We start from the raw sequence: 25,618 nt of genomic DNA, 5'->3' as shown, positions 1-25,618 counted from the left end.
AGCCAAGCGATGACTTTCGTTTACACTTGTTTACCTTGGCTTCCCGCTCAGGAGGGTGAGCGACATCGCTTGGAACGCGCCGCGAATGGTTATTACATTCTCGTTTTTCATAATATCTGGAACCACACCCTCTGGATGTAAGCGATTATATAAAGTCCAAGATTCCATATCCCCTGCGCCCGCCAAGCAGATATCCTCCTGATCATCCAGAGAATAATTGACGATCGCTATGCCCTTCTCGCCATCAGGCAGCTTACATTCATAGCAACCGACATGCGGAGCGTCATTTGCAATCATTAACGGCGCAGGCGACGCGCACTGCTGCAAAAATTGCTGTACTACCTCCCGTCGGATCGGATGAAACAACCCGCGTGCCCCCGTCTGATCGTAAGGAAGAATAAACACCTTCTCGTTAAAAATCGTCATTCCCGGCGCAACAACCTCGCCGCTCGGCAGACATAGCTGCGAGAGTATCTCCACGCCTTGCGCTTCGTATTCGATGAGCACACATGGGCTTGTGGCCAAGTACGGACGCATGATGGCCTCCGACACGCCTGCGTACTCCGCTTGGGCAACCATCTGCTCATAGGTTTGCAAGCTGCGCCACTGCGCCTTGCGGACTCCGCACAAGTCGCCTAATCCCATCTCCACCAACGCCTGCACAGCCTGACCCTCCAGCAGGACGCAGGCCGACCCGAACAAAGAGCGGATCTGCTCCGCCTTGCAATTGCGCAGCATCTGTCCCGATACCGCGACGACCCCATGGTTGGCCGCCTCCGTTGTGAACGTATTGGATATGCCGAAGCCTGACAACATCCCGCCCCAGAACGTTTCGCTCGGATACAAGCCTTCCATGGTCGCCCCTTGCTCGGTGTGCAACGTATAGGCGGAATCCTGACTCGTCCAAACGTTTACCCCCTGGATGGAACGGCTGCTTAGGCGCATGGCCGCTGCTTGCTCCAAAAAAGGCTTGAGCTCGCTCAGCCACGCGGCTTGCTTCGGATCGGGATAAAGTCCGTTGCCCGACATGTCGACAATGTTGAGCGTACACCCGTTGCTGCCCAGCAGCAGCGCGGTTTCCAACTGGTATTGTTGAAAGCGGATCGACTTGGCATAGGCGGTATACGGGACGTTCTCCAGCTCGGGATAAATCTCTGTCTCCTCCGGCAATAACGCGACCGTCAACCTCGGCACCCGGTTGAACTCCCAAGCGTAGCTGACGCTGCTGACGCTCTCTGCGTAAACCGGCAGATGCGGCCTCGCAACCATCGGCACGGACCCTTCCTTGCTGCCGAAGGCTCTGGCCAGGCCGACCCAATCTCTCGCTTCCGCCGCATGCACCGCCGGATCGCTCGTCATCAACCCGATCCTCGTGGCTGGAGATACGCCATGGATGGCTTGCTCCAATAGCTCGGCGAGCTCGATCATCATCCTCCGGCAGTCATCCAGCCAGACTTGCCGATAAGGATGCGGTTCGCCTGGCGACAGCAGCCCCGCAATAAACGCCTCCCGCTCCAGGCGCTCCACGCCCAACTGCCGGGCAAACCGCTGCAAATGCACGTCGCAGAAGCAGCCGCCCCACTCCAGCGGAGGATGGTTGTGCAAGCGAAAGTCATCCTCGATCCAGAGCGTGTGCGGCTCCAGCGCTGCGTACTGGCGGTACATGCGTGCCAGATACGCGCGCCACTCGGGACAAAGCGGGCATGGGGCAGTACCTGTGCTAGAGCCATTCACATCGACCATGAGGCGGAAGGGCTGGTCCTCCAGCAAGCTCAGCCCTTCGCAGCCATGCGTCAAGGTATTGAGCGGATTAATGGAAAAGGTCATGTTCTCCTGCTCCAGCCTCGGCTTCGCCCTCGCCATCGCATCGAGCCATAACTTGGCCTCCGTCTCCGTAACATGGCGCAGATTCATCGGATCGACAAAAAACATCACATCGTCCACTTGGGCCGAACGACAAAAAGACAGGAGGCGCTCCAAGCGCTCTTCCTCCCTGTCCCCTGGCCGCAACACAAACCTCAACATATACGCATAGGATGACATGTTTATCTCCTCATTTCTCTAGCAGTGCTTAATAAACTAGTTAGAAGTATAGAGATATGCGCCATCCATAACCATAACCTTCTCTTTGCTTTTAGTGATATTTGATGACCTTGCAAGCTGATCGAGCTACAAGATACTTCCCATTCTCCGATACTCCCGCGGCGATACGCCTTGCCACTTTTTGAACGCATGACTGAAATTGTACAAGCTCGAATAGCCGACATGCCGAGCGATCGCTTCAATCTTCATATCGGTCTCGCGCAGACAACGCTTCGCTTCCTGAAGGCGGATATGCTGCAGATGCTGGTATGGCGTCTTGCCGAAAAACTCCTTGAACAGACGGATAAAATGGTCTTCGCTAACATTAAGCCGCTGGGCCATGCGCGCTATCGTCCAGGGGATATGCCAAGCTTGCTGCAGTTCATCGGCCAGTTGCTCGAACGCGTCCCGGTAGGCAACATTGACGGCTTTGCCAGAGGCGGTCTGACAGCGCAGCAAGGTAGCGATCACCTGCAGCATGCCGCTGCGGCACATCATTTCATGGCCGGACATGCCTGTGCGATGCTCCTTGGCTACAACGTCCATACCGCTGACGATCTCAGGCGGCACCGCCTGGTATTTGCGAGCGAACAAAAGCGCCTGCTGCTCGTTGACCGGCCAGTTGCAGAAGCTGTCAGGCTTTATATTCGCTTCGTCCACCAGCATGCCGATCTCGCTCTCCAGCTCGAACTCGTCATAAAAATCAAAATGGATGCCGAGCAGCCTGGCGCCTGATTCGAGCGGAATGTCGATTCGATGCGGAATCATCGCCGGAATAAACAACAGATCGCCAGCGTAATAATCGATCGGGCTGTCCAGATCGCCGAATTGCACCTGCATCTCGCCCGCGACGACATACATCAGCTCAAAATCATACAGACGGCGATACTCCCCCGTCATCCGAGGGACTTGCTGATAGCTTGCCCAGTGTACGCTCGGCGCGAACTCTCTGCCGTCCATCGGTCTGCACTTGGGTCGGTATACTTCCTGCCCGCTCATCTTTGTCCCCCCATGAATATCGATTATGAACAACTACTTCTCGATTATAAACAAATACAGCCTTATATTCCTATGCTATTATGATCAAAGATTATCGCAAATTCGCAAATGAATGATTGCGATCCGTTTTAACCTTGCAAAGGAGAGGACAAACATTGAACCGTAAAATCGACCTTGGCGTTATCGGGTATGGACTGCGCATCGGCTATATGCTGGATACATTATTGAAGCTGGAGCCGGATAGCCGGATCAAGGCGATCGCCGACCCTCGCGCGGACGAGATTCGCATCAAGCTGGGCGCACAGGCGGAACAGATCGCCTTTTATACCGAGGCAGACGAGATGCTGGCCAACGAGCGGCTGGACGGCGTATTTATCGGAACCCGCTGCAACCTGCACACCGAGATGGCACTGAAGGTACTGAAGCTGAATCTGCCGCTGTTTCTGGAGAAGCCTGTCGCGACCACCTATGAGGACCTGTATCGGCTCAAGGCTGGTTACGAGGCTTCCAGCTCGCCGGTCGTCGTCTCCTTCCCGCTGCGGAATACGCCGCTTGCCCGACTGGCCAAGGATATCATCGACTCCGGCAAAATCGGTACGGTAGAGCATGTGCAGGCTGTGAACAATGTCAATTACGGCGGCGTTTATTATCACCATTGGTATCGGGACGAATCGATCACGGGCGGGCTGTTTTTGCAGAAGGCTACTCATGATTTCGACTATATGAATTACCTGGTCGGGCAACGCCCGCAGGCGATTTGCGCGATGCGTTCGAAGCAGATCTTCAAGGGGAACAAGCCTGTGGGGTTGACATGCGCCGCATGCGAGGAGAAGCTGAGCTGCCCGGAGAGCACCATCGCCAAGCCGGAGCTGGGGGCGTATTGCTGCTTTGGCGTCGATACCGGCAATGAGGACTCGGGGAGCGCGCTCATCCGTTATGAATCGGGCCTGCATGCCGCCTATTCGCAAAACTTCTTCGTCCGCAACAAAGCCGCCAAGCGCGGAGCGCGATTAATGGGCTACAAAGGCACGCTGGAGTTCGATTGGGTGACCAATGAGCTGCACGTGTATATGCATCACGAGCTGCGCGTCGAAACCCATAAGCTCGACCACGACCCGACCGACGGCCATGGCGGCGGCGATTCGATCCTGCTCCGCAACTTCATGCAGGCGCTGCGTGGCGAAGCCCCGTCCGAGACTTCGTTAGCGGAAGGGCTCTGGAGCGCCCTGCTCTGCCTGAAGGCCAATGAATCGGCGGACAACGATAAATTCTGTACCGTTGCGTTCGACGGCGAGACAGGCGTTTAGCTGGAACTTACTGGAGCGACTATACGAGGAATAGCCAGCGTTGCCGTATGGACGGCTGACGCTGGCTTACTTCACTGGAACACCCTTAAGGTGAAATATCATTAAGGCGTCTGCTCGCCACGCCTTTTACGGCGCGCTGCGTTGCCCGCCATAATGCAGCTGCCGGTTGCGCTCGCGGAACTTCTCGTTGTGCGAGGAGACGTATGCCATGGCGGGCGCTTCGGCATCGATGTAGCTCATAGCGCTGTTGACGGCCAGGACAGCGTCGGTGAAAGCGCCGGCAATCAGCTTGACCTTGTTGGAGTAGGTAGCACAGTCGCCTGCGGCATAGATGCCGGGGAGGTTCGTCGCCGTATGGTCGGTCACCTGGATGCCGTGGCTGCCGATATCCAGTCCCCACTTTAGCAGATCGCCGTAGCTGCGGGTGTAGCCGTGGCTGATGACTACTTCGTCCACCTCGATCAGCTCCGTCTCTCCGCTCTCGATGTGCTTGATGGTAACCCCGCTTATAACATCGCCTTGGCCGTGCAATTCCTGCAGCTCGAAAGGCGTACGCGCGTCAACCGACTCCAGCATGCGGGATACGCTGCGCTCCATGGCCGCAAACTCCTCGCGACGATGCACCACAGTAATGTTCTTCGCTAGTCCGACAAGCTCGTTTGCCCAGTCCACAGCGGAGTTCCCCCCGCCGGATATCAGCACCCGCTTGTCCTTGAAGGCCTCCGGGTTTTGCACGGTATAGTGCAAATTCGTCAGCTCGTAACGATCGGCGCCCTGAATATTCAGCTTGGTCATCTCGGTAATGCCGCGCCCTACTGCAACAAGAATCGTCTTCGTATCGTGGACGTCTCCGATATCGGTATGGAGCCGATAAGCGCCGCCGGGCAGCGTCTCCAGCCCGTCGACCCGCTGACCGAACACGATGGAAGGATCGAAGGTTCGCGCCTGCTCGTCAAGCTGCCGGATCAGTTGGTCGCAGCGGAGCGGCGGAATGCCCCCGATGTCCCAAATCGTTTTCTCGGCATAATGATGCAGGAAGCCGCCCAAATAGTCCTTGCCTTCAATCAGCTTCACCTTCATATCCCGCATGCCTGCGTAAAACGCCGCATACAAGCCCGCCGGACCGCCGCCGATAATGGTCAAATCGTATAACCCGCTCACGGCTGCACCATCTCTCGGATTTCCTTCATGCCTTCCGTGAACGCAATCGGACCGCCGCGCTCCCAAGGATAGCTGTGCACCTTGTACACCTGGCCCTTCTGGATGGCCGGCACGTTTTGATACAGCTCGTTTGCAAGCATTTCGTCCACTAATGCGAGGTTCTCTTCATTTTCCTGAATCAACAGGAAGAGATGCTCCGCCTCCGATTGGGTAAAGCTCTCCAGCGAATACGGTCCGCCCCATGTATCGGTCGCGGCGTCCTTCACAGGCGTCAGCCCCAGCAAATCGTAGAGGATAAAAGAAGCGGAAGAGCCGGTGCCCGGGCCTCCGTACAATTCCAGCCCATTTTGGCGCACGCGAATAAATGCAACCGGATCGTCTCCGATCTTCTCCGCGAGATCAGCCTTTGTCGTCTCCACCTCGGCGTTGAACGCATCGACATTCGCCTGCGCCTTCTCCTCCAGATTCAACACGCGCCCCATCTCCAGATGCGTCTCTCTCCAGTCGACAACCCAGTCAAAATAAACGGTAGGCGCGATCTTCTGCAATTCGGCCAACGCCTCCCGATGATGATAACCGGCCACAAGCAGATCCGGATTGGCCGACAAGATCGGCTCGAGATTCGCGGACAGCGGGAACGTCTCCATCCCTTCCAGTTGATCCGCCAAATACGGCAGGTAGCCGTTGATGTTATCTGTCCGTGCATAGAGCGGCGCAGCGACCGGTTTTAAACCAAGCGCCATGAAATGGTCTACATCGTCGTCGTAGGTCAGCACAATACGCTGCGGATGGGCCGGAATGTCCACCGTACCCGCCAGCGTCGTAACGCTTCGGAAGGAAGGCTCGGCAGCATCTTCCGATTCATCCGGCACAGCCCCGTTTGCCTCGTCCGTTTTTTCGGAGGCCGCATTTTCATTGCCTGACGCAGCGTCTTCCGCTGCCCCTTCAGCAGCCCCCGTGTTCCCGTCAGTTGTCTTGCTTTCGCCGCCGCAAGCGGCCAGCAGACCTACCATAAGCGCCGACATCGCCAGCACCAGCATCCACTTTTGCATGTTCTTCACAGCTGTTCTCCCCTTGTTCTCCGATAATGATTATTCTTCTCAACAAGAAGAGTAACGCATTCCCGACCGGAAAGCCATGTACGATTTCCGCAATTTATTTGTGGATTTTTTCAAATTGGGACAAGATCAGCCTGACCCCCTGCGAGAATGCAATCGGCCCGCCCTTCCCCCACGGATACCGGGGCAGCTCGATCAGTCGACGACCCACTCGACGCCTGGCCAGCTCGTCCAGCAGCCTGCGATGGATGCTCGCGGCGCCGCTTCGTTGACCGACAAACAGATAGTCGGCCGGCAGGTCCGCCGCTGCCTCGGGCGTCACATAATGCTCCCAGCCGTTGACGCTCACAACCGACGCCGGCGTGAAGCCAAGCTGCTGGTAGAGCAACCAGCCTCCGTTGCTCATGTAAGGACTGATCCGCACCCCTTCGCGGGTGGACTCGAGAAAGACGAATGTCCTGCCCCCGCATGCCGGAAAGACGACGTCTCGGACGGAACGCACGAGCCGGTCGAACTGGGCGATATTTTGCTCGCCTTGGGCCTCGCGTCCCAGTACCGCCGCAAGCTGGCGATGGACATTGCGCCAGTCCACCTCCCAGGCATAATAGTGGGTCGGCGCGATGTCATGAAAGCCGGTTACGCCCCAATCTTTCATAAAGCGGCCCGCCACGATCAACTCCGGCGACAGCCGCCGCAGCCGGTTCAGATCGAGGGAGAGCTCGCAGCCGATATGCGGCAGATGCGCGATATGCGGCTTTAAATACGGAATGACCGTCTCTTGGCCATCCTCCCTTCGGTCGGACGGCACGACGGCGGGCAGCAGCCCCAACGCAATCAGATGATCGACTTCGTCTACATACGTGACCGCGACATTAACAGGCTTCAATACATTGCCGTTGCGCTCCTTGCGTTGCGTCCGCTCTCCTACGGTACGACTGTAGACGGTAGGGGTCATACCGGCAATCTTTTTGAACATCCGGCTAAAATAATATTCATCGCAGAAGCCGACCTGCCGGGCAACCTCCCGCAGCGGTCCGGCGCCGGGCAAGATGGCCTTGGCCGCTTCAATGCGCGTGTGCATCAAATAATCGCTGGGCAGCATCCCCATCGTTGACTTGAAATGGCGCGTGAATGTACTCCGATGAAGGCCGCACCAGTTCGCAAGCTCGTCCATCCGTATATTGTCCTTGTAATGGCGATCCATATAGGCGGCGCAGCGCCGGACGGCTTCGGGAGCCGAAGCCGGACCGCGCCGCGCCCCTTGCTCCGACATCATGATGTATAACAGCTCGGCCAATGCCAATTGACGCTTCCATCGAACCATGCCGCTGTCTGCGCCGTCATCATGCATCTGTCCGACCAGCCGCTCGACGACATGCATATCGGCAACGGCAACATCGCCGGCCCGCATAAAGGCGTTGGGCTCGCAAGGCATCAACATCCGCCCGCCGACCGACCGTGCAGGCCGCATCAGCTGGAAGGCCATGTAGTAAACATCCCAGTACGCGAGAGCTGCCGACCGCTCAATCACTTGCATGCCAGGCACAAGCAGCAGCAGTTGATTGGGTTTGACCGACACGGGAGCATGATCAAGGATCAGTTCGCCCCCGCCTTGCTTGATATATAAAAGCACAAAGGTGCGAATAGGTCTTTTTTTCGTTGCGGCAGGCCAATGCCCCGTATAATGAAGGGCTCGACGCAGGAAAACAAGCGGCGGATTATCGCCGGTCTGCATTGCCTCCCCGGACAAGTCCGGGAGCAGTGACGGAGAACGTTCAGCACGCCCTGAGCGTGCGCCAGCACCGGATTCGCGGCTCTCGGACCCGGTCCCGGCAAATAGGGCGGAATGGGACCGCGCAGGCTCGACCTCGGGTTTGTCGCGCATCTTCGTCGCCTCCTTTAGCGCTAAGCTCATGATGAAAATCGATCCTCCTCATTATAACCTTGCAGATTGCACTTTCAAAGACGCGGACAGGATAAGGATATCCGCTCGCGACGAAAACTTCGTCCCCTACTGCAACCTATTGACCACTCGCGCCGTCTGAGACAATGTAACCTGAAGGAAAGAAAGGAGAATGACCAACTATGAAACCCAACATGAAGAAAAGCTTGACAAGCTTGCTATCCGTAAGCGTACTCTCCCTGTCCGCAGCCTCCATCATCTCGGCTAGTCCAGCCGAGGTGCGCCCGATCAGCGCACCGATCCAGGCCCCTGCTGAGCAGGATATCATACCGATCAGCGCGCCGATCCAGGATGAGGTGGCTCCCTATGCAGCCGTCCAAGGCGTCGTGAAGGAGATTCAAAAACATGGCACAGACGGCGATATGCTCATGCTGACCCTGGAGCTTGAGAACGGCGAGACCGCCAACCCTGTCATTACCGCGGATACGTATCTGGTCGACGATCTGAAGCCGGAGGTCGGTCAAAAGCTCGTCATCTTCTATGACACCGGCAAGCCGATGCTCATGATCTACCCGCCGCAATACAACGCCGAGGTGGTCGCCGAGCTGCGAGACGATATGAACTACAAGGTCGATCGGTTCGACGAGAATCTGCTCAGCGCAGACGGCAATCTGATCCTCAACGTATTCGAGGACACGAAGATCATCAACCCGGACGGCACGAAGTTCGAAGGCGAGCTTAGCGATCATGTGCTGCTCGTATCCTATACTGTTACAACTCGGAGCCTGCCGCCTCAGACCTCCCCGGTGCAAATCGTCGCCTTCGAGGATGATGCAGGACAGCCGATCGTAGAGCCCGAGGTTGATGTTGATACGGAAGGAACCGATAATGCCGAGCCTGCTGTACCGATCTCCGAGGTGATGGGCGATGTCAGCAAGATGCCGCTGGTCGTCAGCGACAAGCCTGTCCAGGCTCCGGCCGCTTATCTTGACGACAATGACAATGTCATGGTGCCGCTGCGCGCCATCGTCGAAGCGCTCGATCTCAAGCTGAAATGGAACGCAGCCGACAAGAGCATCGTCATCGATGACAGCATCTCGCTGAAGATCGACGAGAACCGGTACGCCAATGCCGACAACGAAGCTATTCAGCTTGGCGCTGCGCCAACGCTTGTCGATGGCAACACGTATGTGCCGCTGAACTTTTTTACCGATGTGGTCGGCCTGAATAATGCCTATGTGTTCGAGGGGCAGATTAACGTTGACGATTTCGAGAAAATGCAATAAGCACACCTTGCAAACGCAAGCTTTCAGTAAGAAAAAAACGCCTGCTGTCCCGATGGGACGGCAGGCGCTTTTGTGCCGATGCTTGAGTTTAAATTTACTGCGTTTGCCGACGGACAGCGCGGTTCACTTGAACCAGCCCTTCTCCTTGAAGCGGGTGATCGCTTCGATCCGGTTGCTGACGTTCAGCTTGTCGAGGATGACAGAGATGTAGTTGCGCACCGTGCCGGTCGTGATGAACATTTCGCTGGCGATTTGCTTCGTATTTTTGCCGCCAGCGATCAGCGCCAGCACTTCCTTCTCCCGCGAGGTCAACGGATTCTCCTCGCTGAACCCTTCATTGACGAGCTCGGATGCATAGATGCGCCGCCCCCCCATGATGCTGCGGATCGAAGCGGCCAGCTCCTCGCTTGGGCTGTCCTTGAGCAGATAACCGTGCACATCTGCCTTGACCGCCCGCTCGAAGTATCCGCTGCGGGCAAAGGTCGTCAGGATGACGATCTTGCAGCCCGCCCCCTTCAGCTCCTCGGCGGCATCCAGGCCCGTCATCAGCGGCATCTCGATATCCATGATCAGCACATCCGGCTGCAGCTCTCTTACAAGCTGGACCGCTTCCTCACCGTTGCTAGCCCTGCCCACCACTTCCATATCCTCTTCCAGATCTAGCAGTGAAGCCAACGCGCCCAGCAGCATCCGTTGGTCCTCCGCGATGACGATACGCAGCATGTTCACGCCTCCCTTCGATCCCCTTGCAGCGCATTGGGGACAGTGAATGTGATGCTCGTGCCTTGCTCCGAACGGATATCCAGTCGGCCATTGACGAATTCCAATCGCTCCCGCATCCCTTGCAGCCCATGGCCGCGATGTTGATCCCGGCCGAGCTCCATCCCCTTGCCGTTGTCGACGACCTCGATGACCGCCTCGGTCGGCGTCTTCAGGATACTCACCCGACAGGATGTCGCTCCGCTATGGCGAACGACATTGGTCACGGCTTCCTTCAGACACATCGTCAGCACGTTCTCGCCGAGCAGCGAGGTCTGCCCGAGGCGAGGCTCGCCCTCCAGCTCAAAGGCAATCCCGGCCGCCTGCAACAGCTGACGGATCCGCTGCACCTCCTCCTCCAGCCGGACGCCGCGCATCTCCGTCACCAGCTTGCGGACCTCCTTGAGCGCACTGCGCGCCGTCTGGCTCACATCGGCCATCTCGGCGAGTGCCCGTCCAGGATGACGATGCACCAGCTTACCCGCCAGATCGCTCTTCAGTCCGATCAGCGACAGCTTCTGCCCTAGCGTGTCATGGAGATCGCGGGCGATCCGCTGCCGCTCCTCCAGCTTGACCAGCTCGTCGATCCGCTCGTTGGCGTGCTGTAGCTGGCCTTCGAGCTGATCGCTCTTGTTGCGGTTGTACGTCGTCACTGGCAGCAGGATGACGGCGATCAGACTGACGAGGACAAACGGCAGCTGCGAGATGATGACCGGATTGCGATCCAGCAGACCGAAGTTGATCGTCGCCAGCGTCGTCATCAGGTGCACCGAGTAAAGCGTGTAAAAGCCGACGCGATGCTTGATATTCCCGATGAAGTACGCCAGGAAGATCGCGAAGTACACGTAGCCGAACCATAACGTCATCGTCACCGAGATGATCAGTTGCATCGTCGTCCATACGTAGACGACCCAGCCCTTGGAGATGAACGACAGGACGTAACAGATGAAAAATCCGAGAATCATAACCCCGCCGACGATCGTCTGATACATCGAGGTGGAGCTGAATACAAAGTAGAACGGAAGAATGTAAAAGACGACCCAGACATACGGGCTAAGACCCGTATTGCGCTGCAAAATTTGGTACCACTTCAGACGGTCGTCCTCCTTGACTATACGAAAAATAGCGAAAGAATCTTTCGTTGAGCTGCCGTCCGCCTTGGAGGCGCGCGACCAGCTCAACATGAAAGTCGCTTCTTTCGCTATTATAACAAACTTCAGGTACGAGCGGCTCGCTTTTCACTGATCGGTTTGCTGCCGAGCGCCAGCTTGCCCGTCATGCTCTCGGCTGCACGGGCCTTGTGCTTCAGGCTGCCGAAGGTGACGAAGTTTTTCAGGTCCTCATCCCACAGATGGAAGCGCAGCGATTTGAGACTGGTCCATAACGTGATCGTCGTCGCCTTGTGAAGCGGCGGCGTCTCGTTATGCGCTTGCTCCAGGTAATAGTTTGGCACTCTTGGGCTCAAGTGATGCACATGGTGGTAGCCGATGTTGCCGGTCATCCATTGCAGCACCTTGGGCAGCTTGTAGAAGGAACTGCCTTCGACTGCCGCCTTCACATAGCTCCACTCGTCATCCTTCTCAAAGTACGACTCCTCGAACTGATGCTGTACATAGAACAGCCAGATGCCGAGCAGACCAGAGAAGAAGAACACTGGCCCTTGCACAAGCACGAAGCTCTGCCAGCCGACCGCCCAGATCAGGAGCCCGTAAAGGACGACCAGCAGCACATTGGTCAGATACGTATGCATCCGCTCCTTGCGCTTGGCACCCTTGCGGTTGAACCGATACTGAAACAGGAAGACGAAGATCGGGCCGACTGTGAACATGAAGAGCGGAAAGCGATACAACCGATAGAACACTTTGTTCCAAAACGATGCCGCGCGGTATTCAGCCGTCGTCATAATCCACAAATCGCCTATGCCGCGTTTGTCGAGGTTGCTGCTGGTCGCGTGGTGGATGTTGTGCGCGTTTTTCCATTGCTCGTAAGGAACCAGCGTCAACAAGCCGGTGATCGTACCGATGATGTCGTTAGCGCGCTTGCTTCGGAAGAACGATCCGTGGCAGCAATCATGGAAGATAATGAAAGTTCGTATAACAAAGCCCGCGGTCACGAGAGCGAGCGGCAAGGTCAGGAAGTAGGACACGGACAAGCTCAAATATGTCACATACCATAACAGGATGAGCGGGAGCAGCGTATTGGCCATCTGGATCAGGCTTGACCGGAGATTGGTCTGCTCGAAAGGTTTGACCGTTTTTTTAAGCTCTTTTATGGACTCGGTTGAATTCATGTGCAGCGCCTTCCTCCTCGTGCGGCTGGCGCGAAGCGCGCGCAGTGCCGGGACTTTTTTCTATTTTTATTATAGAGGAAAACGTCACCCCCACGTAGTCATAAACGTCATCTCTTGCACATGACAAATGTCATGGTTCGCCATAACCTAAAAACCCCCCTGCCGTTTGCCACGGCAGGGGGGTACTGGATGCAATATGCAAGATGCAAGCGAGATTACGCCGTTGGCGCAACCATCACCTTGCAGATATCGTTGGTGAATTGGACTGGGTCCTCGATCGGCAGCCCTTCGATGAGCAGCGCCTGATGATAGAGCAGATTTGTATACAGACCCAGCTTCTCCTTGTCGCTCTCGAAGCTGTTTTTCAGCGAGGCGAACACCTCGTGGTTGCTGTTGATCTCCAGCACCTTGTCGGCTTTGACGTTCTCGTTGTTCGGCATCGCCGCGAGGATCTTCTCCATCTCGATCGTAAGCTCGCCCTCTGTCGTCAGGCAGACCGGATGGCTGCGCAGACGCTTCGAGACGCGGACGCTTTTGACCTTGTCGCCGAGGATCTCTTTCATCGCTTCGAACAGATCCTTATGCTCGTTTTCGATCGACTCGTCCTTGTTGTCCTTGTCGTCCTCCTCGATGCCGAGATCGCCGCTGGAGACGTTTTTGAATTCCTTCTCCTTGTAGCTGGTCAACATCTTGATTGCGAACTCGTCGATATCGTCGGTGAAATAGAGAATCTCGTAGCCCTTGTCGGCGACCATCTCGGCCTGCGGCAGCTTCTCGATCCGCTCGATCGACGAACCGGCAGCATAGTAGATGTACTTTTGCTCCTCCGGCATGCGGCCGATGTACTCGTCGAGCGTAACCAGCTTCTTCTCGGTCGACGAGTGGAACAGCAGCAGATCCTGCAGCACGTCCTTGTCGCGACCGTATTCATTGTATACGCCGAACTTGAGCTGGCGGCCGAACGCCTTGTAGAACTTCTCGTAGCTCTCGCGCTCGTCCTTCAGCAGGCTCTGGAGCTGGCCTTTAATTTTGTTCTTAATGTTCTTGGCGATCAGCTTGAGCTGACGGTCATGCTGCAGCATCTCGCGGGAGATGTTAAGCGACAGATCCTCGGAGTCGACCATACCCTTGACGAAGCTGAAGTAATCCGGCAGCAGGTCGCCGCATTTGTCCATGATCAGGACGCCGGCCGAGTACAGCTCCAGCCCCTTCTCGTACTCCTTGGTATAGTAGTCGAATGGCGTGTTCTCCGGGATGAACAGAATCGCGTTGTAGACGACCGCACCGTCGGCGCTAATATGGATATGCTTGAGCGGCTTGTCGAAGCCGTAGCGCTTCTCATGATAGAACGCCTCGTAATCCGCGTCTGTCAGCTCGTTTTTGTTTTTCTTCCAGATCGGCACCATGCTGTTGACGATCTGCTCCTCGACGTACTCCTCGTACTCCGTTTCGCTGCCTTCCTTGAGACGCGACGAAGGGATATCCATCTTGATCGGATGACGGATGAAGTCGGAGTACTTTTTGATGATTGCCCGCAGCCGATAAGGCTCCAGGAATTCGTCGTAGTTGTCCTCCTCGCCGTTCTCCTTGATCTTCAGCGTGATCTCGGTGCCGACGCTATCCTTGTCTGTCGGCTCGATCGTATAGCCGTCCGCGCCGTCGGATTCCCACTTGTAGGCGGTGTCGCTGCCGAGCGCGCGGCTGACGACGGTGACGCTGTCGGCGACCATAAACGCCGAGTAGAAGCCAACGCCGAACTGGCCGATGATGTCGTGGCCGTCCTTGATTTCGTTCTCCTTTTTGAATGCCAGCGAGCCGCTCTTGGCGATCACGCCGAGGTTGCTCTCCAGCTCCTCCTGGGTCATGCCGATCCCGGTGTCGGAGATCGTCAGGAGACGGGCATCCTTGTTCGCCGTCACCTTGATATAGTAGCTGTCCTTGTCATAGACGAGCGTATCGTCGGTCAAGGCCTTGTAGTAGATTTTGTCGATAGCGTCGCTGGCATTGGAGATCAGCTCGCGCAGGAAGATCTCCCGCTGCGTATAGATCGAATTAATCATCATCTCCAGCAACCGTTTGGATTCTGCCTGGAATTGCTTCTTTTCCACTTCCATACTCGCTCCCTTCACATATATACATCGGTGTGGTTATGGTTGGACTAGGATTATTTTAGCACTCTTCACCGCTGAGTGCCAAGTGGTTTTTTTTCAGCTACCTGTGCAGTAATTAATTGTTCAAACTGCTCTTTATTTCGGATCTGATTATCTTCAACCTTGGCCCACTTGATAATTGTACTATCGTCCACTACTTCGTATACTCCACTCTCTCCGCCCAGGATCCAATAAGTACGTTCAGAGAAACCCGTGGCTTTTTTCAAAATGAGCACATACTTTTCACCGACCTGAAAAAAACGAGTCCCATTAAACTCGACTTTGCTGTTCCCTTCTTGCAAAACATCTATTGTCTCTCCGGCTTCAAGCCCACCTTTATAACTTTTGACAATCTCTGCCGAAAAAATAGTCTTTGTGGAAGGCTCGTCGATTTCTCCAGCATGGTTGGTAATGACGATTTCCGAAACAAGATCAGCTTGCTGTAACGCTTCATCAAATGGGTAGGTCTGTATTAAAGCATGTGCTTTCACTTTCTGTGCGGAGTTCACAGTGGTATTAATAGAAGTTTTCACCTCCGTAATAGACGATTCCGGTGACTGATTATTCATGATGTCCCCAACCAATAAACAGGACAGGATTGCGATTTCTACAAATAGCCAAGTCCATTTCCTATTACTCCTCACGTTATCAGCTCCTTTGTTAATTAGACACAAGTAAAAGGGGAAAAGTTGAGTGTTTCTTCCAGAAATTAAAAAAAAGCCCTGCGAGCGTAAACGCGCCGCAGGGCTTCCCGAGGATTATTCTGTAAATACATGATTGCCAATGACGATCGTAACCGGGCGGCTGCGCACCCATTGATTGTCGGTCTTGTCGGGGTTGTAGAACACGAGCGCGCCCTTCGACGGGTCGCTGCCGCTCATCGCTTCGTCCACCGCGCGGATCGTCTCGGCTGACGGGACCGCATCGTAGATGCGCTTGTCCAGCACCGGCGAGTATTGATAGTAAGACTTGCCGTTATAATGCGTGACGTGGAAGATCGTCTCCTTGATCGTGTCTGGCCAGTAACCTGTCGTATCCAGCACGCGATTAAGGATCGAGGCCGCCACCGCCACCTTGCCGGTGTAGCTCTCGCCCCCGGCCTCGGCCTCCGTGATGCGATACAGCCACTTCATGTCCTCGTCGGATGCCGAGACGACGCGGCTGATGCCGGCAATCGACTGCGCCTTGTAGTTGCCCTTGCTCGTCCGCAGCGATACCGTCCCGCTCTTGGCATCGTAGGTCGTCGTCATGCCGAGCTTGTCCGCCGTATAGGCGAGCGGCACGAAGGCCCGCCCGCCCTGCAGGAACGCCCCCGCCATCAGCGGCTCGCTCTGCCACTGATTGCGCCCCCAGTCATAGTCGGCGTAGCTCCTCGTCACGGGGAAGGCCAGCGTCAGCCCGTCCTGCCGCAGCACCGCCGAGCGATACTGCTCGCTCCAGCTTACCTGGGCGCCCAACTGATCGAACAGAATAGCGGGCACCAGCATCCGATCATGGCGAAGCGCCGCAGGTGTCGAGATCTCGGTCCCGTCCACGGTGATCTTCGTCGTCGTTACCTGCGTCGCGCCCACGACGGCCGGCGCTGCGAGCAGTCCAGCCAGGAGCGCGATGCAGCCAAGCTTCTTACCTGTTAACTTCATCCATCGATTCCTCCTATCCGTAGTCTACTCTACTACAGATAGATTTGGAGAGACCATGGAAAAACGTACCTCTGCCGCACCCTGCATAAGGAAACATTAGCGAACGATGGGATACCCGAAGTCGCGCAAACCCGCATCGACGCTGCAAAAAAGAGGACTGCCTGCGCAGTCCCCAACTGTAAATTCATCCTCAAATTACCATGCATTGCGCCCGTACTGCGTGAGTGCTACACTGTCTGCTATACCTACCAACAATCAACAAAGGAGCTGACACGCGCATGCGATATTACATCGTCGACGTCTTCGCCGAGCAGCGCTATCAGGGCAATCAACTTGCCGTCTTCGCCCCCCTCGCGCCGCTGCCTGAGGAGACGATGCAGCAGATCGCCAAGGAGATCAACTATCACGAGACGACCTTCATCGTCTCGCCCAAGCAGCCCGACGGGGGCTATGATGTCCGTATCTTCACACCCGACACCGAGGTGCCGTTCGCCGGTCATCCGACGCTCGGCACCGCCTACATCATCCACCATATGCTCGAGCAGGACGGCGAGACGACCGTCCGGCTCAACCTGGAGGCCGGTCAGATCCCGGTGACGATCGACGGCGAACGGCTGACGATGCGGCAAAATCCGCCCGTCTTCGGCGAGCCGCTCGACGACCGCGAGCAACTATGCCGCATCTTGCAGATCGAGCCGGACGATATGGAGCCCGATTACCCGATCCAGGTCGTCTCGACGGGCTTGCCGTCCTACATCGTACCGCTGCGCTCGCTCGATGCCCTGAACCGCTGCCGCATCGCGCCCGAGGCCTACCAGCGCTTGATCGACACGGCAGACAAGGCCAACATCCTCGCCTTCAGCCGCGAGACGATCCGCCCGGACAACGACATCCACGTCCGCGTATTCGTCGACGATCCCGGCTTCGCCGAGGACCCGGCGACCGGCAGCGCCAACGGCAACCTCGCCGGCTACCTGGTCGCCCACCGCTACTTTGGCGAGCAGCGTCTGTCCTATCGGGCGGAGCAGGGCTACCGGACAGGACGGCCGTCGCTGCTCCATGTCGAGGCCGAGCAGCAGGAAGAGGCCGTCGACATCTTCGTCGGCGGCCAAGTCTTCCTCCAGGCTCGGGGCGAGTGGCTGTAGCAGGGAGGGCGTTCCGGCGCAGCGCCTGCCGGCCCTGCATAGCCGACTGACCTGGCTTGCGATGCCACCGACCGGGACGCCCTGAGCAAGCTGGCTGCAACGGTCCACTCGCTAGCCGCCCATCCGGTACACTCTGGCCTCATGCGGGCTGAGCTGCAATGGCGCGCCGAGCGCTTCGCCCGCGTCGGCGTAGTTGCCGAGCAGTAGCACCCGCTCCCTGCTGCGCCACGGCTCGGGCAGCTCCACGACGGTCGGCTGGTCGGCGTGATGGAGCACGATCAGCCACGTCTCCTCGCCGAGCGTGCGCGTATAGATGTAGAGATGCGCATCGCCCCGCCAAGGGTCGAGCTCGGCGAAGTCGCCGTACACCATGACCGGATACTGCTTGCGCAGCGCGATCAACCGCTGATAGTAGCGATAGATCGAGTCCGGGCTGGCCATGTCCCGCTCGACATTGATCTCCTTGTAGTTTGGGTTGACGTACATCCACGGCGGACCGGCGCTGAAGCCGGCATTGTCGCTGTCGTCCCACTGCATCGGCGTCCGCGAGTTGTCCCGACTGAGCGGCTGCAGCCGCTCCAGCACCGTCTCGGGATCGCCGCCCTTGGTCACTTCCTCCTCGTAGCGGTTGCGCATGGCGATGTCGTTGTAATGGTTGATCGATGGGAAACGCACGCCGGTCATCCCGATCTCCTCGCCCTGATACACATATGGCGTGCCCGGCAGCGTATGCAGCATCGTCGCCAGCAGCTTGGCCGATGGTACCCGGAAGACGCCGTCGCTGCCATACCGGGTCACTTGCCGCGTATGGTCGTGGTTGTTGAGGAACTGCGAGTTCCAGCCGCGCCCCCACAGTCCCTCGTACCAGCGGCGCTGCACCTGCTTGAAGCGGAGCATATCCCACGACTCCATCTCATCGCACACCTCGAAGTGAAACAGCATGTTCAGCTCGCCGCGAGACTCGTCTACATACAGCAGTCCCTCCTCCGGCGTCACGAATGCCGTTTCGCCGACCGTCACCGCCTCGTAATGGCGGAACACCTCGCGATTCATCTCCTGCAGATAGTCATGCAGACCCGGATTATTCGTCAGATAGCCGATGTTGTCGGGGTCCGCCGCATCCTCGTACCGCTCCGGCTTGGCCAGCAGCGCGATCGCGTCGAGGCGGAAGCCGTCGATCCCTTTGTCCAGCCAGAATCGCATCATCCGGTAGATCTCGCGGCGCAGCTCGGGATTGGCCCAGTTCAGATCCGGCTGCTCGACCGCGAAGGAATGGAGGTAGTACTGCTCCGTCTGCGCATCCCACGCCCATGCTGAGGGGGCAAAGTACGAGCGCCAGTTGTTCGGCGGCTGATGACCCGAGCCGTCGCGCCAGATGTACCAGTCTCGCTTCGGGTTGTCCCGCGAGGCGCGAGATTCGATGAACCACGGATGCGCCATCGACGTATGGTTGACGACCAGATCCATGATCAGCTTCATCCCCCGCGCATGCACCTCCGCCAGCAGCCGCTCCCAGATCTCCATCGTCCCGGCCTTGGCCATCACCGCCTCGTAGTCGGAGATGTCGTAGCCGTTATCGAAATCCGGCGATTCGAAGATCGGATTAAGCCAGATAATATCAATGCCGAGCCCGCCGATGTAGTCGAGCTTGTCGATCAGCCCTGCCAGATCGCCGTAGCCGTCGCCGTCCGAGTCGTAGTAGCTGCGCCAGTACACCTGATAGACGACGGCCTCCTTCCACCAGGCGCGAGTCGGGCCCGGTCTTTGCCGATCCGGCGTCTCGTTTGTGTTAGCCATCCTACTTCACCGCCCCGGCGGCGATGCCCTTGATGATGTACTTCTGCGCGAAGGCGTAGAAGATGACGACCGGGATGATCGTCAGCGTCAGGCCTGCCATTGCCAGGTTCCAGACGATCGTGAACTCGCCGAAGAAATAAAACGTCGCCAGCGGAATCGTCCGCAGTCCCGTCGAGGAGAGCACGAGCGACGGCAGCAGGTAGTCGTTCCACATCATGATGACGTCGAGGATCGCGACGGTGACGGTGATCGTCTTGAGCATCGGGAATACGATCCGCCAGAACACGCCGAACTTGGTGCAGCCGTCAATCGTCGCCGCTTCCTCGAGCGCGATCGGCACCGACTTGATGAAGCCGTGGTAGAGGAACACCGCCATACTCGCATGGAAGCCGATGTTCATAAAGATAAGACCTTCATGCGTGTTCAGCATCGGGATGCCTGTATTCGAGCGGATCCAGTCCATCACCTGCATCAGCGGCATCATCAAGGTCTGGAACGGGATCAGCATCGTCGAGACGAACACGAGGAAGATGATCCGGCTCAGCCGATTGTCCGTGCGCACGAGCATCCACGCCGTCATCGACGCCAGTACGACGATGAAGATGACCGAGACGACCGTCACGTAGAGCGAGTTGCCGAAGGCGCCGAGGAAGTTCATCTTGTCGATCGCCTCGCGGTAATACTGGAAGCTGAACGTCGACGGCAGCGAGAGCACATTTTCGTAGAGCTCGGCCCGATTTTTGAACGAGTTGACGAGCATGATGTAGATCGGCGACAGAAAGGCCAGTGCAGCGAGCAGCAGCAGCGCCTCAAGCGCCCATTTGCCGGATTTCTTCATTACAGCTGCACCTCTCTTCGCTTCGTAATGATGACCTGGGTCACGGTGACGGCTGCGACGAGGATGAAGAAGACGATCGCCTTCGCCTGGCCGAGGCCGTAGCGATTATAGCCGAAGATTTCATTGTAGATATTCATCGCCAGCAGCTCCGTCGAGTTGATCGGCCCGCCGCCGGTGAGCGACAGGTTGACGTCGAAGATTTTGAACGCCCCGGACAACGTCAGGAACAGACAGATCGTAAAGGACGGCATCAGCAGCGGGAAGATGATGCGCGTCAGCCGTTGCCACATATTCGCCCCGTCGACCCGGGCCGCCTCCATCACATCGTCCGGGATGCCCTGGATGCCGGCGATGTAGATGATCATCGTATAACCCGCCATCTGCCAGGCGAAGACGATGACCAGCGCGAACAGCGCATACTGCGGATCGAGCAGCCAGTTGAAGAAAAATCCGGTCCAGCCCGTCGCTTCGCCGACATTGCGGAAGGCATCGGTGAAGATGAACTTCCAGATGTAGCCGAGGATCAGACCGCCGATCAGATTCGGCATGAACAGCATCGTGCGGGCGGCATTGCGCAGCCGCAGCTTGCTCGTCACCAGCAGCGAGAACAGCAGGCCAAACACATTGACGATCACAAGCGCCAGCAACGTGAATTGCAGCGTCACCCAACCGGAGCGGATGAAGCGCGAATCCTGGAGCAGCCGGGCGTAGTTGTCCAGGCCGACGAACACTTTGGGGTTGGCGGCGATTCCGTCCCAGCTGATAAAGGAGTAGTAGATCCCGATCAGAAACGGAATAATGACCACAATCGAAAAAATAAACAGCAGCGGGACGGTAAATAGGGCATACCATGCCCGGTCTCTATTTTTTTTCATCCGTGCGCCTCTTTTCCATCGTGTAGTGAGGTTCAGACAAAGCGAAAGCCCAACATGGCTGGCAAGTCAGGCTTTCGCTTGTAGCTTATGCGTGTGCTGGATTATCCGGCGTTCGCCCAGATTTGGTCGAGCCGCTCGAGGAACTGCTCGCCCGTCATCGACGAGGAGAGGAAAAACTCCTGCGCCAGCGGCGACAGATCGTTGATGATGATGCCCGGCGGGAAATAGTTGAGCGCCCACGGCATCGTATTGCCGTTTTGCGTAGCGTCATAGACGGCCTGCGAAAGCGGGTCCAGATCGGTTGCCTCGATGCTCGTTACGGCCGGGATGAACTTGAACTCGTTGACGATCGCATTTTTGCCGGTCTCGCTCGTGATCAGCCATTCCATAAAGGCGTTGGCAGCCTTGATCTCCGCCTCGCTCGCCTTGCCGTTAATCACCCAGGCGGACGGGATGTCGACGGCCAGCTTGTCATTGCCCATGAGCGGGAATGGCATCATGTCGATATTCAACTCGCCGAAGTCCTCCAGCATCCCGTAGCTCCAGTTGCCTTGATGGACCATGGCGTTGCGACCGGTGGCGAAGTCGCCCATCTGCCGGTCATAAGTGACCTCCAGCGGATTCGTCGTCTCGGCGCGGATCACCTCGAGGAACTTGGCGAACTCCTGGAATTCCGGCGTCTCGGCCGTCTTCACCTCGCCCGCCGCAAGCTTGGCCAGATAATCCTGCGGGTCCTCCTGCAGCGAGAACGGCGTATTGATCAGATGGCCGATCAGGAAGTACGCTTCCTGGGACAGGCTCAAGCCGTTGACCCCGTCCGCCTTGAGCTGCTTCAGCGTCTCTGTGAAGCTCGCCAGATCCTTGACGCTCGCCGGATCGACGAGGTCGGTGTTGTAGACGAGGCCAAAGCCCTCGACCGCCAGCGGCATGCCCATAATTTTGCCATCGATCTCAAGACCGATTCCCTCTGCCAGATCAGCTACATACGCTTCATTGGACAGATCGTAATAATAGGATTTGAATCGCTCGGCTTCCTCGCCCGGCTGGACGCTGAAGATCGTCGGACCTTCATTGGCCGTTAGTCGCGCCTGCAGCTGCGTAATATACGCGTCGCCGGCAGAGCCCCACACCTCGAGCGGATTGCCCGTCTCCTCCGTATATTTCTTTGCCAGCGCCTCGAGGTCGCCGGCGATCTCGACCTTGGACTGGAAGATGGAGATCGGCGCCATGCCGCCGCCCCCGTTATTGCCGCCGCCCGTGCCCGGAGTCGGTTCATTCGCCCCGTTGCCGCATGCGGCGACCATCGCCGCAGCCGTTACTACGGCCAGTAAACTGGAAATCCTTTTTACTTGTTTCAATGTACACGCCCCCTTGATGGTTATAACTTTCAGTTACTATTACCAACCTTATGCGGATTGTAAACACTTCCATACCAAAAAAATAAAATAATCGAAGTAAAACTAAAATCGATTATCGTAAAATTTTACTTTAGACAGGATCGATGAGGATACAGTCTACTGATGCGACAATCCACTGTTACGGCTCTCTTCTATTCGTCGCGCTCCGCCTCCACGTCACCGCAGCATTGAGCTTGAACGGTCTGCGCTCCATCTCCCCGTCGATCATCTCCAGCAGCGTCTTGGCAGCCAGATAGCCGCTCTCGTAACGCGGGATCGTGACCGTCGTCAGACCGGCCATCTCCGACGTTTCCGAGTCATCGAAGCCCGTGACGACGATCTGCTCCGGCACCCGGATGCCGCTTTCCTCAAACGCCTTGATCGCCCCGATCGCCATATTGTCATTAGCGCAGACGAGCGCTTGCGGCAGGTCGTGACTCAGCGCGATAATTTTGGCTGCCTGGTAGCCGCTTTGCTCCCGGTAATTGCCGTGGTAGTAATGTTTGCGATCAAAAGACAAATTATTCTTCTCCAGCGTATCCGTCACCCCGGCAAACCGCTCGCGGTTGTCGAGCGTATGCTCCAGACCGCCAAGATAGCCGAAACGACGGATGCCTTGATCGACAAGCGTCTGCACCAGCTCGCACATAACCGGATAGTTGTTGACGACGACGCTCTTGACCGGGACGTCCGCTTGCTCGATCAACCGGTCCATGACGACGATGGGGAATTCGCCTGCCGCCGCGGCCAACACCGCCTCGTCGGTCATGCTGCCGTCGAGGCAGATCGCGCCGCTGGCAAAGCTGCTGCGCATGAAGCTGCTGCTCGAACGATTGGTGCAGATGACCAGATCATAGCCGTTCTCGGTCAGGTAGTCGCTGATGCCGTGGATGATCTTCAAGTAAAAGTCGCGGTCGAAATCCTGGAACACAAACAGGATGCGATTCGACTTGCTCGAGCGCTCCTTTTTGGCCTGTCGATTTAGCTGGTAGCCTTGTTCCTCGCAAATTTGCAGCACGCGCTCCCGCGTCGCCTGCCCCACATTGGAACGACCGTTCAATACGTTGGAAACGGTAGATATCGATACGCCTGCCAGATTGGCGATCGTTTCCATTCTGACCATCGCTGTTCCTCCTCTATCGGATATGCCTTGTACGGCTTCATTTTACGTAAAAAAAAATGCATTTTATTGATTTCTATTTATCTATTGTACAAATTACGCTCCGATCAAACCACTAAAATCAAAAAGGAGGCCGGATCGACGCTCAGAGAAATCAGACTACCCTCAAAACGGAGCCTACGGTCACGGGAGCGTTCTTCCACAGTCTGAGAAATGGCTCGATCGAGTCATACCCGAATCAGAAGCAACCCTTTATACTGACTAGCAGTGAAATTTTACTGGGTTAGGGGAATGTTATGAAACCGAACAGGATGGACAAGCAACCGCGTATCGCCTCAAGTTCCGCCGCCAACGCCCGCTCCCGCTGGAAGACCGCATGGTATGCTTCCGTGTGGCGATGGCATTTCTATGCCGGACTGATCTTCGCCCCGTTCATCATCATCCTGGCCGTAAGCGGCTCTGTCTATCTGTTCAAGCCACAGATCGAAGGCTATCTGTACAAGGACATGCTCACCGTGCGTGAGGTTGGCGCTGCCGCTCTCCCAGCCGATGAGATCGTCGCCCGTACGATGAGAGCCTATCCCGGCACAAGCGTATCGTCTGTTACCTATAGCGACGATCCGGCTGCGACGCTCAAGCTGGGCGCCTCCCGAGACGGCATCTTTCAAACGCTCTATGCCGATCCTTACACCGGCCATATCCGGGGCATCCTGGACAACGACCATACGTTCAGCGCCTTCTTCAAAAAAATGCACAGCGAGCTCGTCATCGGCGGCACCTGGGCGAATCGACTGGTCGAGCTCGCTGCCTGCTGGGCACTCATCCTGACGCTGACTGGACTGTGCCTGTGGTGGCCACGCAACAAGTCGGCGCTCTGGGGGACGATCCTGCCCCGTCTGAGCAAGCCAGGCAGCCGTCAGTTCTGGCGCGATCTGCATGCCGTCCCGGCATTCTGGCTCTCTGTCGGCATCGTCGTCCTCATCCTCACCGGCTTGCCCTGGTCCGGCGTGATGGGACAGCAGATCAACAAGGTCGCGACAGCGACGCATACGGATTATCCTCCATATGCGCTGAGCTTCGCTGCCAAGCCCAACTCCGTCACCGTAACCAAGGATGTCTCCGAGGACGTGCCTTGGGCTGCCGAGCAGTTGCCCGTACCCGAGTCTGTCGCAGGCGGCTATGTCCGTCTCGCCGTCGAGGAGGTCAGCGGCATCGCCGAACGGCATCAGGTGGCGCGGCCTTACACAATCTCGATGCCGCACGGCGAGCGCGGCGTCTATACGATCGCGACCTCGCACAGCCGTCCCGGCGACAATGCGACGCTGCACGTTGACCAGTATAGCGGCGCTGTGCTCACCGACGTCCGCTATGCCGATTACGGCTGGATGGCCAAGGCGATCACGCTCGGCATCGCCTTGCATGAAGGACAGCTATTCGGCATCGTCAACCAACTGCTGGGGCTGATCGTCGCGCTTGGCCTGATCCTGATCTCCATCAGCTCCTATGTGATGTGGCAGAAACGCAAGCCTGCCGGAAAGCTGGGCGCGCCGCCCCGTCCCAAGGACAAGCGGGCGACGCTTGGGGTCCTGGCGATCATGATCGTATGCGGACTGATCATGCCGCTCGTTGGGCTGTCGCTGATCGTCGTGCTGGCGCTCGACCTGCTCCTCCTGCGGAGGATCGAGAGGCTGAGGCATTGGTTCGGCTAGTCGTTCGCTCCTGAACTAACGTTCCGTCCGCGTTACGAGGAGGGGGGCTTCCGATTGGGAAAGGACAGGTAGAAAGAAGAAAAGCAGGATGAGGAGGAGGCA

The 25,618-nt window shown here is 57.1% G+C and carries 20 protein-coding genes; 4 read left to right on the top strand and 16 right to left on the bottom strand.

Annotation, left to right across the window (positions count from 1 at the left end; translation table 11 throughout):
• Nucleotides 1–30: 30 nt before the first annotated feature.
• A complete protein-coding gene (locus PA598K_RS30480; protein ID WP_128660552.1) occupies nt 31–1,980 on the bottom strand; it encodes a hypothetical protein in 1,950 nt (649 codons plus the stop codon).
• 189 nt (nt 1,981–2,169) lie between these two features.
• Entirely contained in the window at nt 2,170–3,081 is a 912-nt protein-coding gene (locus PA598K_RS30475) for a helix-turn-helix transcriptional regulator (protein WP_128660551.1), read from the bottom strand.
• 155 nt (nt 3,082–3,236) lie between these two features.
• On the opposite strand from PA598K_RS30475, the gene PA598K_RS30470 reads away from it, so the two are divergent.
• Nucleotides 3,237–4,388: a Gfo/Idh/MocA family protein gene (locus PA598K_RS30470; RefSeq protein WP_260405693.1), complete on the top strand. Its 1,152-nt coding sequence runs from the start codon at nt 3,237–3,239 to the stop codon at nt 4,386–4,388.
• 126 nt (nt 4,389–4,514) lie between these two features.
• Here the strand turns inward: PA598K_RS30470 and PA598K_RS30465 are convergent, their stop codons facing one another.
• The 3 genes from PA598K_RS30465 to PA598K_RS30455 all read right to left on the bottom strand — a co-directional run bounded on the left by PA598K_RS30465 (nt 4,515) and on the right by PA598K_RS30455 (nt 8,093).
• The gene (locus PA598K_RS30465) at nt 4,515–5,549 is read right to left on the bottom strand and encodes an NAD(P)/FAD-dependent oxidoreductase (protein WP_128660550.1); all 1,035 of its coding nucleotides are present in this window, start codon (nt 5,547–5,549) and stop codon (nt 4,515–4,517) included.
• On the bottom strand, nt 5,546–6,601 hold the full coding sequence (locus PA598K_RS30460; protein ID WP_260405699.1) for an ABC transporter substrate-binding protein: 1,056 nt from the start codon (nt 6,599–6,601) through the stop codon (nt 5,546–5,548). The genes PA598K_RS30465 and PA598K_RS30460 overlap by 4 nt, the downstream gene beginning before the upstream one ends.
• A gap of 103 nt (nt 6,602–6,704) precedes the next feature.
• The gene (locus PA598K_RS30455) at nt 6,705–8,093 is read right to left on the bottom strand and encodes an AraC family transcriptional regulator (protein ID WP_185602317.1); all 1,389 of its coding nucleotides are present in this window, start codon (nt 8,091–8,093) and stop codon (nt 6,705–6,707) included.
• 599 nt (nt 8,094–8,692) lie between these two features.
• Between PA598K_RS30455 and PA598K_RS30450 the strand changes: the two genes are divergently transcribed.
• Nucleotides 8,693–9,796, top strand: a complete 1,104-nt coding sequence (locus PA598K_RS30450; protein ID WP_128660547.1) for a copper amine oxidase N-terminal domain-containing protein — start codon at nt 8,693–8,695, stop codon at nt 9,794–9,796.
• Between the two features lie 123 nt (nt 9,797–9,919).
• Here the strand turns inward: PA598K_RS30450 and PA598K_RS30445 are convergent, their stop codons facing one another.
• The 6 genes from PA598K_RS30445 to PA598K_RS30420 all read right to left on the bottom strand — a co-directional run bounded on the left by PA598K_RS30445 (nt 9,920) and on the right by PA598K_RS30420 (nt 16,635).
• The gene (locus PA598K_RS30445) at nt 9,920–10,519 is read right to left on the bottom strand and encodes a response regulator transcription factor (protein ID WP_128660546.1); all 600 of its coding nucleotides are present in this window, start codon (nt 10,517–10,519) and stop codon (nt 9,920–9,922) included.
• Between the two features lie 2 nt (nt 10,520–10,521).
• Entirely contained in the window at nt 10,522–11,649 is a 1,128-nt protein-coding gene (locus PA598K_RS30440; protein ID WP_260405698.1) for a sensor histidine kinase, read from the bottom strand.
• A 122-nt stretch (nt 11,650–11,771) separates the two neighbouring features.
• The gene (locus tag PA598K_RS30435) at nt 11,772–12,845 is read right to left on the bottom strand and encodes a fatty acid desaturase (RefSeq protein WP_128660544.1); all 1,074 of its coding nucleotides are present in this window, start codon (nt 12,843–12,845) and stop codon (nt 11,772–11,774) included.
• A 215-nt stretch (nt 12,846–13,060) separates the two neighbouring features.
• Nucleotides 13,061–14,953: a molecular chaperone HtpG gene (htpG, locus tag PA598K_RS30430; protein WP_128660543.1), complete on the bottom strand. Its 1,893-nt coding sequence runs from the start codon at nt 14,951–14,953 to the stop codon at nt 13,061–13,063.
• Nucleotides 14,954–15,024: 71 nt separating this feature from the next.
• Nucleotides 15,025–15,639, bottom strand: coding sequence for a hypothetical protein (locus PA598K_RS30425; protein WP_128660542.1), 615 nt, complete (start codon nt 15,637–15,639; stop codon nt 15,025–15,027).
• Between the two features lie 114 nt (nt 15,640–15,753).
• Nucleotides 15,754–16,635 (bottom strand): cell wall hydrolase, encoded by an 882-nt coding sequence (locus PA598K_RS30420; protein WP_128660541.1) that lies wholly within the window; start codon nt 16,633–16,635, stop codon nt 15,754–15,756.
• Between the two features lie 278 nt (nt 16,636–16,913).
• Between PA598K_RS30420 and PA598K_RS30415 the strand changes: the two genes are divergently transcribed.
• Complete coding sequence (locus PA598K_RS30415; protein ID WP_128660540.1) at nt 16,914–17,780, top strand: PhzF family phenazine biosynthesis protein; 867 nt, start codon at nt 16,914–16,916, stop codon at nt 17,778–17,780.
• Between the two features lie 111 nt (nt 17,781–17,891).
• Here the strand turns inward: PA598K_RS30415 and PA598K_RS30410 are convergent, their stop codons facing one another.
• The 5 genes from PA598K_RS30410 to PA598K_RS30390 all read right to left on the bottom strand — a co-directional run bounded on the left by PA598K_RS30410 (nt 17,892) and on the right by PA598K_RS30390 (nt 23,810).
• Nucleotides 17,892–19,577 (bottom strand): glycoside hydrolase family 13 protein, encoded by a 1,686-nt coding sequence (locus tag PA598K_RS30410; protein ID WP_128660539.1) that lies wholly within the window; start codon nt 19,575–19,577, stop codon nt 17,892–17,894.
• 1 nt (nt 19,578) lies between these two features.
• Complete coding sequence (locus tag PA598K_RS30405; RefSeq protein WP_128660538.1) at nt 19,579–20,415, bottom strand: carbohydrate ABC transporter permease; 837 nt, start codon at nt 20,413–20,415, stop codon at nt 19,579–19,581.
• On the bottom strand, nt 20,415–21,290 hold the full coding sequence (locus tag PA598K_RS30400) for a carbohydrate ABC transporter permease (RefSeq protein WP_128660537.1): 876 nt from the start codon (nt 21,288–21,290) through the stop codon (nt 20,415–20,417). Before PA598K_RS30400 ends, PA598K_RS30405 begins: the two co-directional genes overlap by 1 nt.
• A 101-nt stretch (nt 21,291–21,391) precedes the next feature.
• On the bottom strand, nt 21,392–22,648 hold the full coding sequence (locus PA598K_RS30395) for an ABC transporter substrate-binding protein (RefSeq protein ID WP_128660536.1): 1,257 nt from the start codon (nt 22,646–22,648) through the stop codon (nt 21,392–21,394).
• Nucleotides 22,649–22,826: 178 nt separating this feature from the next.
• Nucleotides 22,827–23,810: a LacI family DNA-binding transcriptional regulator gene (locus tag PA598K_RS30390; protein WP_128660535.1), complete on the bottom strand. Its 984-nt coding sequence runs from the start codon at nt 23,808–23,810 to the stop codon at nt 22,827–22,829.
• 293 nt (nt 23,811–24,103) lie between these two features.
• Between PA598K_RS30390 and PA598K_RS30385 the strand changes: the two genes are divergently transcribed.
• Complete coding sequence (locus PA598K_RS30385; RefSeq protein ID WP_128660534.1) at nt 24,104–25,516, top strand: PepSY-associated TM helix domain-containing protein; 1,413 nt, start codon at nt 24,104–24,106, stop codon at nt 25,514–25,516.
• The last annotated feature ends 102 nt before the right edge of the window (nt 25,517–25,618 follow it).

The sequence above is a fragment of the Paenibacillus sp. 598K genome, from assembly GCF_003851045.1.
Classification (GTDB): Bacteria; Bacillota; Bacilli; order Paenibacillales; family Paenibacillaceae; genus Paenibacillus_D.
Note: the sequence above shows the minus strand (reverse complement) of the source record. Positions and strands in the feature narration are given on the sequence as shown.